This is a genomic window from Labilibaculum antarcticum, from assembly GCF_002356295.1.
In the GTDB taxonomy this organism is placed as follows: Bacteria; Bacteroidota; Bacteroidia; order Bacteroidales; family Marinifilaceae; genus Labilibaculum; species Labilibaculum antarcticum.
Genome location: NZ_AP018042.1, coordinates 3,360,637 through 3,377,455 on the forward strand (window position 1 = coordinate 3,360,637; position 16,819 = coordinate 3,377,455).

Below are 16,819 nucleotides of genomic sequence, written 5' to 3' on the forward strand. Positions count from 1 at the left end.
AATTTATTTTTTTGAGATGAAAGAGGCATCAACTAAGAATGTTTTTTTCCTGTGTTTGAACGGATGATTGACCGAAAAGAAATTTAAATCAGGAGGGTTTTGATTCTATTTGTAAATGAAATTTATAAATAGTTTGAGGAAGACGTAAAAGTAAACTAAATAAAAGATTGTTGTTGGTTAGTTAAGTGACATTATATCAGAGTTTAATGATGTTTGTATCTGTTGTCATCAGGTAGTTTTTTTATCCAGAACTAAACTGTTGTGTAACTCGCAATCTAGATTTGTTTTAAGTACTCTAATCTTTATATTTGCTACACTCTGATTTTGAAGAATTCAATCATTTATAGAGCAAACCTGAATAAGTAAATATTAATAAGTGATTTGAAGATTTATCTGCTTCGATAATTATAGTAATGTAGTTTGAAAATGAGTTTTGCGATAGATCTGAGTTAATTACAGATGATAAAACATATATTATAATGAAAGGATTAAAAATTGTTGTTCTTGCTAAGCAGGTTCCTGATACTAGAAATGTTGGGAAGGATGCTATGAAAGCTGATGGAACCGTGAATAGAGCTGTTTTACCAGCGATCTTCAATCCTGAAGATTTGAATGCACTTGAGCAAGCGTTGCGTTTGAAAGATAATTACCCTGGAACAGAAGTTACCCTTTTAACAATGGGACCTGGAAGAGCTGCCGAAATTATTCGTGAAGGTCTTTACCGAGGTGCTGATAATGGAATACTCTTATCGGATCGTGCTTTTGCCGGTTCGGATACATTGGCAACTTCTTATGCTCTTTCTTGTGCCCTTAAAAAAATGGGTAAAATTGATATTATAATTGCAGGTCGTCAGGCAATTGATGGAGATACCGCTCAGGTAGGACCACAGGTTGCTGAAAAACTAGGATTTCCTCAAATTACATATGCAGAGGAAGTGGTTTCTGTTGAAAAAGGGAAGATTGTGATAAAACGTCGTTTAGAGCGTGGAGTTGAGACTGTAGAAGGTAGTTTGCCAATGGTAGTAACTGTAAATTCATCTGCACCGGATTGTCGTCCTCGTAATGCAAAATATGTAATGAAATATAAGCATGCCAGAGCCGTTTCTGAAATGCAGAATGCTGATGAAGATTACATCTTGTTGCATAACAATCGCCCCTATTTAAATATTGGGGAATGGAGTGTAAACGATATCGAAACCAAAGCAGAGGAACTTGGTTTAACAGGATCACCTACAAAGGTAAAGGCTATTGAAAATGTGGTTTTTCAAGCTAAAGAGGCTAGAGTTCTTGAGCCTACTGATGCTGATATGGGCGAGTTAATGAAAGAATTAATCGCTAACCATACCATTGGTTAATCGATTGGATTTTTCCAGTCATCTCAATGTAGAATTTAAAAAAATGAAACCGTGAACAACATATTTGTATATTGTGAAATAGAAGAGGGACAGGTTGCAGATGTAAGCCTTGAACTTTTAACCAAGGGTAGAAAACTGGCTGACGATTTAAAATGTGAGCTTGAAGCTATTGTAATTGGAGCTGATCTTAAAGGTGTAGAGAAGCAAATAATGCCTTATGGTGTAGATACTATATGGATTGCGAGTGACAAACGCTTGTATCCATACACTACAATGCCTCACACATCAATAATTGTGAAATTATTTGGGGAAGAAAAACCACAAATCGCATTGATGGGTGCTACCAGCATCGGTCGTGATTTAGGTCCTCGTGTATCTTCTGCTCTTCATTCAGGTTTAACAGCCGATTGTACCAGTTTGATTATTGGAGATCATGAAGACAAGAAGAATAATAAAGTATATAAGGACTTATTGTATCAGATTCGTCCTGCATTTGGAGGAAATATTGTAGCTACAATTGTCAATCCTGACTGTCGTCCGCAGATGGCTACTGTTCGTGAGGGAGTCATGAAGAAAGAGATTCGTTCGGATGCTTACAAAGGAAAGGTGAAACAACTTGATGTTGAAAAGTATGTAAATGCTGAGGATTTTGTTGTGAAAGTTATTGAGCGTCACATGGAAGCTTCAAAAGTAAACATCAAAAATGCGGGTATTATTATCGCAGGTGGTTACGGTGTAGGTTCTAAAGCGAACTTCGATAAATTGTATGAATTAGCAGATATTATAGGTGCCGAGGTAGGTGCTTCTCGTGCTGCTGTTGATGCTGGTTATGCATCTCATGAGCGCCAAGTTGGACAAACAGGGGTTACTGTTCGTCCTAAACTATATATTGCTTGCGGTATTTCTGGGCAGATTCAGCATACTGCAGGTATGGAGGAATCATCAATGGTTATTGCAATTAATACCGATAAGAATGCACCAATAAACAATTTTGCCGACTATATTATTACAGGTGATATTGCTGATGTGATTCCAAAAATGATTAAGCAATACAAAGAAAACACGAAGTAAGAAACCTATATAAGGTAATCGTGTTCGCTAATCGCTTTAATTTTTAACAAAAAACATCCAAAGAAATGGCTAATTTCTATAATGATAATGATGATTTGAAGTTCCACTTGGATCATCCGTTGATGAAAAAAATTGTTGCACTTAAAGAGCGCAACTTCGAGGATAAAGAAACATATGATTATGCACCTCTTGATTTTGAGGATGCAATGGATTCTTACGATCGCACCTTGGAAATTGTAGGTGAGATTTGTGGAGATATTATTGACCCAAATGCTGAAAGTGTTGATAAGGAAGGACCTCGAGTTGAAAATGATCGTGTAATTTATGCAAGAGGAACTCAAGAGAATCATGAGGCTTTAACAAAAGCTGGATTGATTGGAATGAGTTTGCCTCGTGAGTATGATGGCTTGAATTTTCCACTTGTACCTTACGTAATGGCTGCTGAATTAGTATCTCGTGCTGATGCAGGTTTTGCTAACATTTGGGGATTACAGGATTGTGCTGAAACAATTCATGAATTTGCTTCAAAAGAGCAGAAAATGAATTATTTACCACGTTTTGCTAAAGGAGCAACTGCTGCTATGGATTTAACTGAGCCAGATGCTGGATCAGATCTTCAGGCTGTTCAGTTAAAAGCGACCTATAATGCAAAGGAAGATCAATGGTATTTAGATGGCGTAAAGCGCTTCATTACCAATGGTGATGGTGAGGTTGCCTTGGTGTTAGCTCGTTCTGAAGCTGGAACCAATGATGGTCGTGGTTTGTCGATGTTTATTTATGACAAAAAACACCTGGCTGTTAAGGTTCGTCGTATCGAGCACAAAATGGGTATTATTGGTTCTCCGACTTGTGAATTGGTATTCACTCATGCTCCAGCCGAATTGGTTGGAGATCGTAAGATGGGCTTGATCAAATATGTAATGTCATTAATGAATGGCGCACGTTTGGGTGTTGGTGCTCAGTCGATAGGTATTGCTGAAGCTGCATATCGTGAAGGTTTAGCATATGCTAAGGAACGTCGTCAGTTTGGAAAGGCAATTATTAAATTCCCTGCTGTTTATGAAATGTTGACCAATATGGAGGCGAAGTTAAATGCTTCTCGTTCTATGTTGTATGAAACATGTCGTATGGTGGATGTTTACAAGTGTTACTATCATATTTCTCAGGATCGTTCTTTGGATAAGGATGAAAGAAATGAGATGAAGAAGTACCAAAAAATTGCTGATGTATTGACTCCAATGCTGAAATTATTTGCTTCTGAGTATTGCAATCAAATTGCTTACGATTCATTGCAAATTCACGCGGGTTCGGGTTATATGAAAGATTACCCAATTGAGCGTTTGGTGCGTGATGCACGTATTACGAATATTTACGAAGGAACATCTCAATTACAAGTTGTTGCTGCTGTTCGTGGAGTAACCACAGGTCAGTATTTAGCTCAGATTAAAGCTTACCAAGCTTCTGAATTAAGTCCACAATTGGAGTACATCAGAACTATGCTTAAAGGCATGACCGAGCAATATGAAAAAGCTGTTGCAAAGGTTACTGAGATTAATGCAACTGCAGATCATAATGATTTCTTAGATTTCCATGCTCGTCGATTGGTTGAAATGGCTGGTTATATTATCCTGGGATATCTTACTTTATTGGATACAACCCGTAACGATAAATACAAAGAGTCATGTGAAGTTTATGTGAAAATGGGTAAATCAGTTTGTTCTGGTCACCTGGATTACGTTCAAAATTCAGACTTGAAAGACTTAGGTATTTTTCAAAAATAAAACCTAAACAAATTATAGATAGCGGAAGTTCCTTAAGTGGGAGCTTCCGTTTTTTTTGTGTTTGACTTTCTGAAGTGAACGAATGACCCGTATTTGCAACAATATCAGAGTCATGTTAATTTATCGTTAAGTCGAATTAACGTTTATTTAAAACATTTAAGAGTGTGACTTCTAGGAAAGGAATTAGTTTTGTCGTCAGTTATTAAGAAAATATGTCGACTTAGTTGCAAAAAAATTACATACTACTAAAACAAACCAAATGAGAGGGAAAAATTTATTAATTGGTGCAACAGCATTACTTTTAAGTTTTACTGCTGTAGCACAGGATAAAGCGGATTTCACACCTTCAGGAGAAGCGAATGGGAAAGTATTCTTTAACTATCATTACGATATGTCTGAAGGAACAGAACAAGAGAGTAGCTTCGAAATTAAAAGAGCTTATTTTGGGTATGATTACAATATTGCAAAAGGATGGAAAGCAAGCATCACCCTTGATGTTGGTAAAAATGATGGAGGAAGCGATTATACTGCCTTCCTTAAGAAAGCTCAATTGGAGTGGCAAGCTTCTTCTGCAGTAAAAGTTTCTTTAGGTATGATTGGTACGGTTCAGTTCTCCGAGCAGGAAAAGTTCTGGGGATATCGTTACATCATGAAGTCATTTAACGATGAATATGGTTTTGGAGCCAGCGCTGATTTAGGAATTAAGGCTAACTTTAAACTAAGTGATGCTTTCTCTGCAAATGCTTTTATCATTAATGGTGAAGGCTACAAAAAAGTGCAGGACGATGATGGAAAACAAAGAGTGGGAGCTAGTTTGATCTATGAGAATAAGGGTTTGATTGCAAAAGTATATGGTGATGTTAATTCAGCTAAAGTTGCTGTTGCAGGAGGAACAGAAAAAGATGTAACTGTAACAGCCTTAGCAACTTTTGTTGGATATGAATTTTCTGATAAATTCAAATTGGCTGCAGAATACAACCAATTAATCAATGGTGCTAAATACTCAAGTGCTTCAGACAATCACGATTTAGAGGGGATGTCATTTTATTCAACTTATACAATAGATAACAAATGGGAAGTGTTTGGAAGATATGATTACCTAACTTCTAATACTTTGGCAGGAGAAACCGAAAAATGGAATCTTTCCAGTAACGGCAGCGCTATTACAACAGGTGTTCAGTATGCACCGGTAAAAGGTGTTAAAATGGCTTTAAACTATCAGGGGTTTATGAAAAAGGATTCTTCCTCGGAAGACAACTCAATGGTATATGTAAATCTTGAGTTTAAATTCTAAAGAAAATAATTAATTGACCGTAAATAAAAGACTGCCCTTGGGTGGTCTTTTTTTGTTTTAATTATTCTGAAATGTTATTTATTTTAATCTAACATATTTATTAAGTTTGTATTTTAAAATAAATGATAAGTTATCTTTAAGCAAGCTCTGAAATGAAAAAACACAGCCTCTTAACTTTCTGTTTCTTACTTGTTACGGCAAGTTTGTTTTCACAAGATTCTAATGAATTAAAAGTAAGAGTCGAAAAAGGATCAATACAAATGGCCACCGATGATGGTCAGTTTAAATTTGGAATTGGTGGTCGAGTTTATATGGATGCTGCAGGTTATTTTGATGATAAAACTGATTTGGGAAGTGGCAGTGAAATTAGAGACATTCGATTTTTAATGAAAGCAACAGTTTGGAAAAACTGGGATGCAAAAATCAATATAGGTTTTGATGGTGGTGTAGTTTCTCTTAAAGATGTATTTCTGCAATACAATATTAACAAAAATAGCTTCTTTAGGGCGGGGCATTTTTTAGAGCCTTTCGGGATCGAACAAACAGAGAGTTCTAAAACAATTAAGTTTATGAATTTTTCCAGTACTGTGGAAGCATTCAGGCCAGGTCGTAATTTAGGCGTTTCCTATGACAGGTGGGGAAAGAATTATTATTGGGCTCTGGGTTTGTTTGGAAGTGATGCAAATAATTGGTCGGAAGGGGATGAAGGTTTTGGTTTGACTTCCAGATTCGTATTTGCTCCTATAAATGAGGATGGAACTATTTTCCATATCGGCGTTTCGGGTAGTTATCGCAGTACTGATGAGGATAAATTTATGGATCGTGAATATCCTAAAACAGTAAGGTATAAATCGAGAGCGGCAACCCATATCGAAAGACGATCTTTTATTGAGGCAGAAATTGAGAATGCTAAAGATCAATTTAAGTATGGAATTGAATTATTAACATCCGAAGGGCCTGTTGTTTTGCAAGCTGAGTATATTAAAACAAAAGTGAATGTTGATATGCCGGGGTCATGGGAAAATTATAATTTTACAGAGGAGTATAAGGCAAATGGTTACTATGCGCAATTGGCTTGGCTCATAAAAGGTGGTAATTACAAGTACAAAATGAAATCGGCACGTTTGGCTAAGCCAAGTCCCGGTTCCATTGAACTACTTGCACGTTTTAATAAGACCAATTTAAATGATGAGGATTCGTATATAATGGGAGGGGAGCAAAAGGATATTTCTTTAGGATGCACCTGGTATGTAAATCACAATGTGTTGATGAAATTGAACTTTACAAATGTCGACTTGGATGAAAATGCATTAAATGGGGAGGAGAATTTTAACATGATTCAAACTCGTTTGCAATTTTCTTTTTAAGAAAGACATCAGAATAAAAAGAAAATAAGGATGCTGTCTGTAATGGACAGCATTTTTTGATTCTGTTGAAAGGATTTACCATTCATTTGTTCGATTTTTCTATGTGCCTAAGAGTATTTCTCTGATAGAGGTGAAGCCTTGTTGGTATTGTGTTTTATCAAAACGATCACAAGCGTCAGTGCTGATCGCTTTATGCTTTGTGAATACGATCACAACCGTCAGAGGTGATCGTTTTGTGGTTTGTGCAAATGATTTTTCTGATAGAGGGGAAGGTTTCTCTATTTTTCAGATCACGAAAGTGGCTTGCGATACTTATAATGACTTGATGATTCGTCTTCTTTGTACAAGCAAATCATTTCCGATAGGATTGTGAAATGGTAATCGATATTATCTGTATATATTTGTAGTATGGACAAAGAAAAAGCTGAACAGGAGAAACAGTTTATAAGAAAGATCTTCGTTGAGGAAATAGGTCGTTTACAAAAGGAAGGATTCTATTTCTTCTCATTTATCATGATGGGACAAGCCATTGAGGCTTTAGGTTGCTTCTTGGATAATAAACCATTAAAAGCACGTGCACAATCATCAAAACGATTTTCAAAATCCTTAAATATCTTAATGGGGAACAATTATCGTATCGTAAATAAAGATTTTTGGCTGTACGATAGGTTGAGAAATCAGTTAACTCACTCCTTTGTTCCCAGCAAATCATTACTACTTTGCTCCCGAAAAAATCAACCGGAAGATACAGAACATTTGGATTTCATAGATGAGAGGTTGGTTTTGGTTGCCGAAGATATGTATGAGGATTTAGTGAAAGCTTGCGAAAAACTTTTTGGGATGATTGACAAGGGAAAAGTACCTTTGAAAAATATTGCTGCATCACCGGAAGAATTAGGAATAGTATAAAATCAGGAAAATGATTCAAAAAGTAGTAATGATTGGTGCCGGTAATTTAGCGACTCAGCTATCTCTTGCTCTTCATGAAAATGGAATTGAGATTTTGCAGGTTTACAGCAGAACTGTTGAATCTGCGAAAGCATTGGCTGAGAAATTGAATTGTAAGTATACTATATCCGTAAAGGAAATAGAAAAGAATGCTGATTTGTATGTTTTTGCTTTAAGCGATAAGGCTTTGCAGCCAATTCTTGATGGTTTGCCTGTTCCGATAGGCAAGGTGGTTCATACTGCGGGTAGTATTCCTGTAGATATTTTTGAAAATTACACGAAAATTTATGGCGTTTTTTATCCTTTGCAAACTTTCTCGAAGGAACGTAAGGTCGATTTCTCGGATATTCCAATTTGTATAGAGTCGAATAATATGGAATTTCAAGAAAATCTGATTGCATTGGCAAAACGAATATCAAAAAGTGTTCATTTAATTTCTTCGGATCAGCGAAAGCAATTGCATTTGGCTGCAGTTTTCACCTGTAATTTTACCAATCATATGTATTGCATTGGGCAAAAATTGCTTGAGGAGAAAGATGTTGATTTTGAATTGTTAAAACCTTTAATTCTGGAGACAGCACAAAAAGCTCTGCAATTAAATCCTTTATCGGCTCAAACAGGTCCTGCCGTTCGTTTCGATGAGGAAATAATGAGTTCTCACGAGAAGGCACTAGAAAACACGCCTGATTTTAAAAAATTGTATAGTTTTGTGAGCGAAAGCATTTATAAGATGCACAAAAGTAAATAAGTAAATTTGTTGTATTTCGAAGAAGAAAATGAGAAGTAGAATATAATGTTTTCTCACATCTCATATCTTGTTTCTCAATTCTAAATTATATGGCGTTTTTTAAAGAGGATTTAATGAAAGTTACCGCATTCATTTTCGATGTGGATGGAGTTCTTTCCAATGAGTGTATCGTTATTGATTCATCGGGAGAAATGTTGCGGACAGCAAATACAAAAGATGGTTATGCCATTCAGTATGCTGTTAAAAAGGGCTATCCTATCGCAATAATAACTGGGGGCGTTTCTGATGCAGTAGAAAAGCGTTACCGAGGTCTTGGTGTTACCGATATTTATATGGGATCGAAGAATAAGAGTAAAGATTTTGAAGATTTCATTTCAAAATATGATTTAAATCCTGACCATATCATGTATATGGGCGATGATTTGCCTGATTATGAGGTGATGAAAAGGATAGGGATACCAACCTGTCCGTGCAATGCAGTTGAACAAATAAAGGCTATATCCAACTATATTTCGGATAAAGAGGGTGGTTACGGTTGCGTTCGCGATGTAATTGAACAAGTTCTTAGAGCACATAGCAAATGGCTCGAGGCCGATACGAATATTCAAAGTATATAAAATAAACTTAATCAGTTGAGTCCAATGAATAGTTATCTGAAATTGATCCGATTACCCAATCTGATTATCATTGCATTAACACAGTATGTGATGCGATACTTCATCATTCAGCCCATATTGGGGATAAATAAAATCAAACTTCAATTGTCCGATTTGGATTTTGCAATATTGGTTTTAGCTACCGTTTGTATGGCTGCTGCAGGTTATGTCATTAATGATTATTTTGACACGAAACCAGATCGAATCAATAAAAAGGATGTTATTGTGGGTAGAAAGGTTACGCGAAGAATAGCCTTGTTTCTGCAGCAAATAATTGCTGCAATATCTGTTTTACTTGGAGGGTATGTGTCTTATAAAATTGGTCACTGGCAATTTGTGTTCATCTTTTTTATGGGTGGAGGCTTGCTTTGGTTTTATTCAACGTCCTACAAATATTACTTTTTATTGGGTAGCTTTTTAATCGCTTTTATTGTTGCCGCTATTCCTTTTTTGGTTGTTATTTACGAAATTCCACCGCTTACTATAACTTACTCGGAAATATTAATTGCCTCAAAAACCAATTTTAATTACCTATTGTATTGGGTAGGGGCCTTTTCTTTTTTCTCCTTTGTGGGTGTTCTAATTGCACAATTCATCAGAGATTTACTTTCTATTAAAGGAGATCGTGAAATTAACCGCAGAAGCCTGCCAATTGTAATTGGTTTGCAGTGGTCTAAAGTCGCTATTATACTGCTTATTCTATTTTTATCCGTATCTGTTTTTGGAGTTTGGTATCAATTTTTAAATGCTCCATTGGATCAAATTACACCTTGGTATTTTGGTGTTTTAATCATCTTTCCATTGTTTCTATTGGCTTATCGAGTTTATAAGTTTTCGGAAGGAAACAAATTTAAGACTGGAATTTTTCTGATACGATTCGCCATTCTGGCAGGTATCTCATACGCCTTTGTGGTCAATTATATTATCAATCGCACAAATTTTTAAACATGCTGAATAATCTTAAGGATTATCAATTAATATTAGCCTCTCAATCGCCTCGAAGACATCAAATGTTGAAGGAATTGGGCTTGATTTTTGAAATTAGAACAAAGGAAGTTGAGGAAGTCTATCCTGGAGGATTAGATACTGAGCAAATCCCAGTTTATTTATCCGAATTAAAAGCAAAAGCATTCGAGGAGGATATTAAATCCAATGAGTTAGTGATTACAGCAGACACAATTGTTTGTGTTGATGATTGGATTCTGGGAAAACCAAAAGACAGAGAGGATGCAGTTAAAATGTTGAATGCATTGTCAAACAGATCACATCAGGTAATAAGTGGAGTTTGCCTAATGAGTAAAGAGAAGAAAGTTAGCTTTTCAACAACTACCAATGTCCATTTTAAAGCCTTGTCGGATGAAGAAATCGATTATTACATAGATAATTACAAACCTTTCGATAAAGCGGGAGCATACGGAATTCAGGAATGGATTGGATTTATAGGTATCGATGGCATTGAAGGATCTTATTTTAACGTAGTGGGTCTACCTATTCAACGCATGTATCAGGAATTATCAAAATTTTAAACAACAGATACTAACATATAAATTTTTAGGATGATAAAAAAAATAAGTCTGCTTCTTATCGCATTTATTCTGCTGATAGGAGCTCAGGCAAAAGCTGATGAGGGAATGTGGATTCCCATGCTTTTGGAAAAATACAATATTGAAGACATGCAAAAGGCTGGATTTAAACTTTCGGCTGCTGATATTTATAGTCTCAATGAGGCATGTTTGAAAGATGCTGTAGTTGGTTTGGGACGTGAAGGAAGTCCTTTTCATCACTTTTGCACCGGCGAGCTGATTTCAGATGAAGGTTTGATGGTAACAAATTATCATTGTGGTTACGGAGCCATTCAAGATCATTCTACTTTAGAACATGATTATTTGAAGGATGGATTTTGGGCCATGAGCCGCGATGAAGAATTGGTTAATGAGGGAATTACAGCTTCATTTTTAATTCGTATGGAAGATGTTACTTCCCAGGTTTTAGATAGTATTACTGATGAAACCAAAGAGGATGATCGTCAGAAGATGATTCAAAAGCACATCAAGAAGATTCAGAAGGCAAGCGAAAAGGATTCAGATTATCGGGCAAGTGTTAAAGCTTTCTTTAATGGAAATCAGTATTTTCTTTCTGTATATGAAATTTATAAGGATGTTCGTTTGGTAGGTGCTCCGCCATCAGCAATTGGGAAATTTGGTGGTGATACCGACAATTGGATGTGGCCTCGTCATACAGGAGATTTCTCGATGTTTCGGATTTATGCAGATAAAGACAATAAGCCTGCATCCTATTCGAAAGAGAATGTTCCAATGATACCAAAACAGTCTTTTAAAATTTCTCTTAAAGGTGCAAATGAAGGTGATTTTACGATGGTCTTTGGATATCCGGGAACGACTACTGAATATTTAACATCTGATGCTTTGGATTTAATGACCAAAGTTGATAATCCTCATAAAATCAAAATCAGAACTAAGAAATTAGATTTGATGAGAGCGGATATGGATGCTTCTCCATTGGTTCGAATTCAGTATTCAGCTAAATATGCTGGTGTTTCCAATTCATGGAAAAGATGGCAAGGTGAAATCAAAGGTTTGGATCGATTGAATGCAATTTCCAAGAAGAAAGAATTGGAAAAGAAATTTGAGGTTTGGGCCAATAGCAGTGATGATTTGGAAACAAAATATGCCGGTATTGTAAGCGAAATGGGAGTTCTTTACAAAGAGTTAACTCCAGTGAGTTTGGCCCGGGATTATGCAATTGAAGCTGGTATGAGAGGTGCTGAGGTTGTTTCTTTTGCCCATAAATTTAAAAAAATAGCTAGACTAACTAAAAAGGATAAGGATCAACTTGCTGATCTTGTTGTTGATTTGCAGAAGTCGGGAGATAAGTTTTTCAAGAACTATAATGTATCTACAGATAGGAAGCTTTTGGCTGCTTTATTGAAGATGTACAGTGAGAATTTGGAAGACAAGTATTTGCCTAAAGAGATTGTGGATATTAGGGATAAGTACAAGGGCGATTTTGAGGCTTACGCAGAGAAAGCAATGTCTAAATCGGTATTTACAGATCAAGCTAAGCTAAATGAATTATTGAGTGACTATAAATTGTCAAGGGGTAAACGTTTGGCTAAGGATCCTATCTTCGTTTTAGCGAATAGTATCTTTTTCTTTTATGAATCGGAAATTTCGCCGGTTTATACTAAGGTGTTGACAAAAACCACCAAGTTGCAACGTACTTATATGGCCGGTTTAATGGAAATGCAAAAAGAGAAAATATTTTATCCGGATGCCAACTCAACTTTCAGAGTTCATTACGGGAAGGTAGCTGGTTACAAAGCTCGAAATGCTGTTACATATGATTATTATACAACATTAGAAGGAATCATTGAAAAAGACAATCCGGAAATTTTCGATTATGATGTTCCTCAGAAATTGAGAGATCTTTATCATGCAAAAGAGTTTGGAAGCTATGCAAATACTCAAGGTGAAATGCCGGTTTGTTTTGCAGCAACAAATCATACTACAGGAGGGAACTCTGGCAGCCCGGTTTTAAACGCCAATGGAGAGTTGATCGGATTAAATTTTGACCGGGCCTGGGAAGGTGTAATGTCCGATTTAATGTACGATCCTGAAATTTGCCGTAACGTATCTCTGGATATCCGCTACGTGCTGTTCATTGTTGATAAATTTGCAGGTGCTGGATATTTATTGGATGAGATGAATATAGTTCAGTAATTTTTGCTGTAACAGATATTTTAATAGATAAGAAAGGAATTACCTGCAATGGTAATTCCTTTTTTTGTGGATGAGATTCTAAGGAGAAAAGAGTTTGCTTTTGCCGTTATACGTTTAGTTGCAAGGCAGGTAGTAGTCTTTTAATGGATTGATAAATAAAATTGGGTTTTGCTCTTTTCTAAGAATGCTTTTTAGTTGAGTGGGGCCAGAATAGGAGGTGATCCAGCCAGGATTACGATTCGACATGAGTACAATTAAATCGGAATTATAATTTTTCGAAAATTTAATTGCTTCCCTGTTGATGTTTTTGCTTTGACATTCTGTTTTAACAATTTTGTATTCGAACGTAAACTGTTCAAACATTTTTTTAGTGAAGAGTAATGTGGCTTTTATGGTACGAAGATATCCTTCAGATTTTTCATTGGGAGCAATTAGGTGAATAATCGCATTGTTGAATCGACCAAAATAACTAGCCCAAATCATTTTCTCTTTACTCTCTCTCTTGTTATCTATTGGGACAATTATGTTTTTGTATTCACAATCAGGATTCGTTTGTTCTGTTACAAGTATAGAAGGGATTTTTGCTTCCAGTATCCATTTGAAAATGGCATTTCGTTTTAGAAAATGATTTAGTGATCCTTTTGGGAATTGTGTTACAATAAAAATTGCATCCAATTCTTGTATGCTGAGATTTGGTTCCCGTTTGCTATTTTTTAGTTCTATTATTTTGTAGGGAATTGACTGTAGATTAATATTTTCAGCAAGATATTGATTTACAGAAGTGTTGGCTTTGTTCTTTTTAGAAGGATAACATGCGATGGCGACTCCCGATTTGAAAAGTTTTGCCAGAGTAAAAGCATGCTTGATAGCGATACTTGTACTCTGTATATCTTGAATTAAAACGAGTATATGTTGCTTCTTAAAACTCATTGAATAAAGAAAAAAATAGGTATTTAGGCTTTTTTCTTGCCTGTATGTATGCGAATATAATCAAAAAATAATTGTTTGATTCCTTCTTCGAACATCAATATCTCCTTCAATCATATTGACATAAAAAAGTTGTTGATTTATGATAATATGGATGAGCTAATATTGAAAAATGACTTGATCTATTTTGTTTATTTGGAGTTATTTAGATTAAATATGTATTTTATTATTTTGTGCCTATTCCGTTAGATATCATTCATTAATCCTGCTCGAATCCTTATCTTAGTCCCATCATAAACAATTAGTAAGCAAACATAATATGATACTGCGATATGGTGAAAGTGGCGGATGTTGTTGATAAACTTAATGCACAGGTTATTTGTGGAAAAGATGATTTAAATCAAGATATACATTTTGGTTTTGCATCGGATCTCATGAGTGATGTATTGACCTTGGATACAGATAATATGCTGTTGATCACGGGGATGAATAATTTACAGACGATAAGAACATCAGAAATGTCCGATATTTCTTACATCTTATTTGTACGGGATAAGAAGGTTTCGCAAGAAATGAAAGACTTGGCCTGCGAGAATAATATTACATTAATTGAATGTAGTTATTCAATGTTTAAAACGTGTTCGGTTTTGTGTGAAATGGGTTTAGAACCAGTATATTAAAGAGAATGGAGTTTACATTTTTTATTGAAGGGGGTAATTTTTCAAAAGCGGGAACAGCCTCTAGTGAAGTTAAAAAAATATTGAAGCAGTTGAATGTCGATGCCAAGATTATTAAACGGACGGTAGTTTCGTTGTATGAGGCTGAGGTGAATGTGGTCGCACACGCTTTTGAGGGTAATATGATTGTTGAAATATTTCCGGATAAGATAGTGGTTCGAATTGAAGATAAAGGTCCCGGTATACCTGATATTGATAAGGCAATGGAAAAAGGTTTTTCTACTGCTACGCCAAAAGTTCGGGAAATGGGGTTTGGCGCTGGAATGGGATTGCCCAATATAAAAAAGAACTCAGATCAAATGAATATTAGCAGTACGGTTAATGTTGGCACTCAATTGGAAATTGTTAATTATTTGAAATAAGCAGAGAATGGAGAAGGCTCATTTTTATCATGCACTAAAAGTTGTTGAGAAGGTTTGCATTGGTTGCACACATTGTATGAATGTGTGTCCGACTTCGGCAATTCGTGTTAAAAATGGGATTGCTGATATTAATAAAAATGCCTGTGTCGATTGTGGTGAATGTTTAAATGCCTGCCCGGTTAATGCAATAATCGTTGAGCAAGATGACTTTTCTCAAATCTTTCATTTTAAACAGCGGGTTGCCCTACTGCCTACCGTTCTGTTAGGCCAATTTCCTGATGATATATCCGAAAAACAAATATATTCTGTTATTCTTGACTTAGGTTTTACTCATGTATATGAGGTTGATGAAACAGTGGATGTTCTTACCGAGGCTACTAAGACTTACATGAAGAAGAATCATCAGGATCGTCCGTTTATTTCTAGCTTTTGTCCTGCAATCGTTCGCTTGATTCAGGTTAAGTTTCCTGCTTTAGTCGAGCACATTATTCACTTAAAGCCGGTTATTGATATTTCAGCCTTGTTTTATCGTGAAAAACTTAGAAATGAAGGGTTTCTTGATGATGAAATCGGGATTTTTTATGTGACTCCCTGTGCTGCAAAAATAGCCGCTGTGAAAAGCCCTGTCGGAGAAGATAACTCTTTTATTGATGGTGTTATCAATATGGATTTCATCTACAATAAGGTCTTATTAAGTATCAAGCAAAATAAAACTGTAGGGATTAAATATGAAATAGATAAACACATGTCCAGAAGAAGTATTGGTTGGACATTAACAAATGGAGAAGCATCGCAATATTCTGGTAGATGCTTGGCTATTGATGAAATTCATAATGTAATTGAGGTATTGGAGAAGTTGGAGAATGAGGAAATAAGGGATATCGATTTCTTGGAATTACGTGCTTGCGATCATTCTTGTGCTGGTGGAGTTTTAACCACTGAAAATAGGTTTTTAGCTATAGAGCGATTGCGAAAAAGAGGTGATTGGTATCATCGAAATAAGCCCATTATACTTGAAGAGAAAGAAATAGAAGAGTATAGACCTTACTTGCTGGAAAATATTTCAATTAAGAGTATTGAACCTCGATCAATTTTGAGTTTAGATACTGACATGATGGAGGCAATGAAGAAGATGGAGAAGATTAATCGCATCTTGAAAGTTTTACCAGGTATCGATTGTGGTGCGTGTGGAGCTCCGCGTTGTCAGGCCTTAGCAGAGGATGTGGTGCAAGGAAAAGCAAAGATGACGCAATGTGTTTTTTTGCAGAAGATGTTGACCAAAGAAGGCTTAATTACGCCTCAGGAGTCTTTTGATATATCAGAAAATACTTGGGGGATAAAAAGATTTGAAAAGAAAAATATAAACGATCATTAAATAAAAATGAAACGTCCGTGAGTCAATCATTATTTACTCACAAACAAGAATAATTATTTGCGAATGGTAATCCCGAAAGCTTTCGGGACCATCTGGCAATTAAATGAAAATTATAAACAGATGAAAGTACAAGATATAGTTGATAAGCTAGGATTAAAAGTGTGCAGTGGATCTACTGGATTGAATCGCGAAATTGAAGGAGGATATACCTCTGATTTGTTAAGTGATGTGATGGGAAACGCAGATGAAAATCAGGTTTGGGTGACTTTGCAAACGCATAAGAATATAATGGCAATTGCTTCTTTAAAGGAATTGGCTGCTATAATCCTGGTGAAAGGATATGAACCGGAAGCGGATGCTGCAGAACAAAGCAACCTGGAAGGAATTCCTATTCTATCTTCGGAAGAAGAAGCTTTTGAATTAACTGGGAAATTATTTGATATTTTGAAAAAGTAAAG

The 16,819-nt window shown here is 35.8% G+C and carries 16 protein-coding genes; 15 read left to right on the top strand and 1 reads right to left on the bottom strand.

The genetic code is table 11. The annotated features are described in order from the left end of the window. Nucleotides 1–479 precede the first annotated feature (479 nt). The 11 genes from ALGA_RS13310 (at nt 480) to ALGA_RS13360 (ending at nt 12,960) form a co-directional block, all read left to right on the top strand. On the top strand, nt 480–1,355 hold the full coding sequence (locus tag ALGA_RS13310) for an electron transfer flavoprotein subunit beta/FixA family protein (protein ID WP_096429768.1): 876 nt from the start codon (nt 480–482) through the stop codon (nt 1,353–1,355). Between the two features lie 51 nt (nt 1,356–1,406). After that, entirely contained in the window at nt 1,407–2,426 is a 1,020-nt protein-coding gene (locus ALGA_RS13315) for an electron transfer flavoprotein subunit alpha/FixB family protein (RefSeq protein ID WP_096429770.1), read from the top strand. A gap of 65 nt (nt 2,427–2,491) precedes the next feature. Then, entirely contained in the window at nt 2,492–4,207 is a 1,716-nt protein-coding gene (locus ALGA_RS13320; protein WP_096429772.1) for an acyl-CoA dehydrogenase family protein, read from the top strand. Nucleotides 4,208–4,466: 259 nt separating this feature from the next. After that, a complete protein-coding gene (locus ALGA_RS13325) occupies nt 4,467–5,501 on the top strand; it encodes a hypothetical protein (protein ID WP_096429774.1) in 1,035 nt (344 codons plus the stop codon). 152 nt (nt 5,502–5,653) lie between these two features. Continuing rightward, nucleotides 5,654–6,868, top strand: a complete 1,215-nt coding sequence (locus tag ALGA_RS13330; protein WP_096429776.1) for an OprO/OprP family phosphate-selective porin — start codon at nt 5,654–5,656, stop codon at nt 6,866–6,868. A 408-nt stretch (nt 6,869–7,276) separates the two neighbouring features. Continuing rightward, a complete protein-coding gene (locus ALGA_RS13335) occupies nt 7,277–7,777 on the top strand; it encodes a hypothetical protein (protein WP_096429778.1) in 501 nt (166 codons plus the stop codon). Nucleotides 7,778–7,787: 10 nt separating this feature from the next. Then, entirely contained in the window at nt 7,788–8,564 is a 777-nt protein-coding gene (locus ALGA_RS13340; RefSeq protein WP_173804014.1) for a Rossmann-like and DUF2520 domain-containing protein, read from the top strand. Nucleotides 8,565–8,653: 89 nt separating this feature from the next. Then, entirely contained in the window at nt 8,654–9,181 is a 528-nt protein-coding gene (locus ALGA_RS13345) for a KdsC family phosphatase (RefSeq protein WP_096429782.1), read from the top strand. A 24-nt stretch (nt 9,182–9,205) separates the two neighbouring features. After that, nucleotides 9,206–10,165: a UbiA family prenyltransferase gene (locus tag ALGA_RS13350; protein WP_096429784.1), complete on the top strand. Its 960-nt coding sequence runs from the start codon at nt 9,206–9,208 to the stop codon at nt 10,163–10,165. Nucleotides 10,166–10,167: 2 nt separating this feature from the next. Then, entirely contained in the window at nt 10,168–10,746 is a 579-nt protein-coding gene (locus ALGA_RS13355; protein WP_096429786.1) for a Maf-like protein, read from the top strand. 30 nt (nt 10,747–10,776) lie between these two features. Then, nucleotides 10,777–12,960 (top strand): S46 family peptidase, encoded by a 2,184-nt coding sequence (locus ALGA_RS13360; RefSeq protein ID WP_231705963.1) that lies wholly within the window; start codon nt 10,777–10,779, stop codon nt 12,958–12,960. Between the two features lie 114 nt (nt 12,961–13,074). Here the strand turns inward: ALGA_RS13360 and ALGA_RS13365 are convergent, their stop codons facing one another. After that, nucleotides 13,075–13,890 carry an adenine nucleotide alpha hydrolase family protein gene (locus ALGA_RS13365; protein ID WP_096429788.1) on the bottom strand — a complete coding sequence of 272 codons (816 nt, stop codon included), beginning with the start codon at nt 13,888–13,890 and terminating at the stop codon, nt 13,075–13,077. A gap of 329 nt (nt 13,891–14,219) precedes the next feature. On the opposite strand from ALGA_RS13365, the gene ALGA_RS13370 reads away from it, so the two are divergent. The 4 genes from ALGA_RS13370 (at nt 14,220) to ALGA_RS13385 (ending at nt 16,817) form a co-directional block, all read left to right on the top strand. After that, complete coding sequence (locus ALGA_RS13370; RefSeq protein WP_231705965.1) at nt 14,220–14,567, top strand: DRTGG domain-containing protein; 348 nt, start codon at nt 14,220–14,222, stop codon at nt 14,565–14,567. A 5-nt stretch (nt 14,568–14,572) separates the two neighbouring features. Beyond that, nucleotides 14,573–14,986 (top strand): ATP-binding protein, encoded by a 414-nt coding sequence (locus ALGA_RS13375; RefSeq protein ID WP_096429790.1) that lies wholly within the window; start codon nt 14,573–14,575, stop codon nt 14,984–14,986. A 7-nt stretch (nt 14,987–14,993) separates the two neighbouring features. Beyond that, nucleotides 14,994–16,361: a [Fe-Fe] hydrogenase large subunit C-terminal domain-containing protein gene (locus ALGA_RS13380; protein ID WP_096429792.1), complete on the top strand. Its 1,368-nt coding sequence runs from the start codon at nt 14,994–14,996 to the stop codon at nt 16,359–16,361. A gap of 120 nt (nt 16,362–16,481) precedes the next feature. Then, on the top strand, nt 16,482–16,817 hold the full coding sequence (locus tag ALGA_RS13385; protein WP_096433629.1) for a serine kinase: 336 nt from the start codon (nt 16,482–16,484) through the stop codon (nt 16,815–16,817). Nucleotides 16,818–16,819 lie beyond the last annotated feature (2 nt).

Bases quoted from the DNA above. Each gene is read 5' to 3' on its own strand.
- ALGA_RS13365 (WP_096429788.1), bottom strand. From the start codon at position 13,890: ATGAGTTTTAAGAAGCAACATATACTCGTTTTAATTCAAGATATACAG.
- ALGA_RS13335 (WP_096429778.1), top strand. From the start codon at position 7,277: ATGGACAAAGAAAAAGCTGAACAGGAGAAACAGTTTATAAGAAAGATC.
- ALGA_RS13320 (WP_096429772.1), top strand. From the start codon at position 2,492: ATGGCTAATTTCTATAATGATAATGATGATTTGAAGTTCCACTTGGAT.
- ALGA_RS13330 (WP_096429776.1), top strand. From the start codon at position 5,654: ATGAAAAAACACAGCCTCTTAACTTTCTGTTTCTTACTTGTTACGGCA.
- ALGA_RS13310 (WP_096429768.1), top strand. From the start codon at position 480: ATGAAAGGATTAAAAATTGTTGTTCTTGCTAAGCAGGTTCCTGATACT.
- ALGA_RS13385 (WP_096433629.1), top strand. From the start codon at position 16,482: ATGAAAGTACAAGATATAGTTGATAAGCTAGGATTAAAAGTGTGCAGT.
- ALGA_RS13370 (WP_231705965.1), top strand. From the start codon at position 14,220: ATGGTGAAAGTGGCGGATGTTGTTGATAAACTTAATGCACAGGTTATT.
- ALGA_RS13325 (WP_096429774.1), top strand. From the start codon at position 4,467: ATGAGAGGGAAAAATTTATTAATTGGTGCAACAGCATTACTTTTAAGT.
- ALGA_RS13340 (WP_173804014.1), top strand. From the start codon at position 7,788: ATGATTCAAAAAGTAGTAATGATTGGTGCCGGTAATTTAGCGACTCAG.
- ALGA_RS13355 (WP_096429786.1), top strand. From the start codon at position 10,168: ATGCTGAATAATCTTAAGGATTATCAATTAATATTAGCCTCTCAATCG.
- ALGA_RS13360 (WP_231705963.1), top strand. From the start codon at position 10,777: ATGATAAAAAAAATAAGTCTGCTTCTTATCGCATTTATTCTGCTGATA.
- ALGA_RS13380 (WP_096429792.1), top strand. From the start codon at position 14,994: ATGGAGAAGGCTCATTTTTATCATGCACTAAAAGTTGTTGAGAAGGTT.
- ALGA_RS13345 (WP_096429782.1), top strand. From the start codon at position 8,654: ATGGCGTTTTTTAAAGAGGATTTAATGAAAGTTACCGCATTCATTTTC.
- ALGA_RS13375 (WP_096429790.1), top strand. From the start codon at position 14,573: ATGGAGTTTACATTTTTTATTGAAGGGGGTAATTTTTCAAAAGCGGGA.
- ALGA_RS13350 (WP_096429784.1), top strand. From the start codon at position 9,206: ATGAATAGTTATCTGAAATTGATCCGATTACCCAATCTGATTATCATT.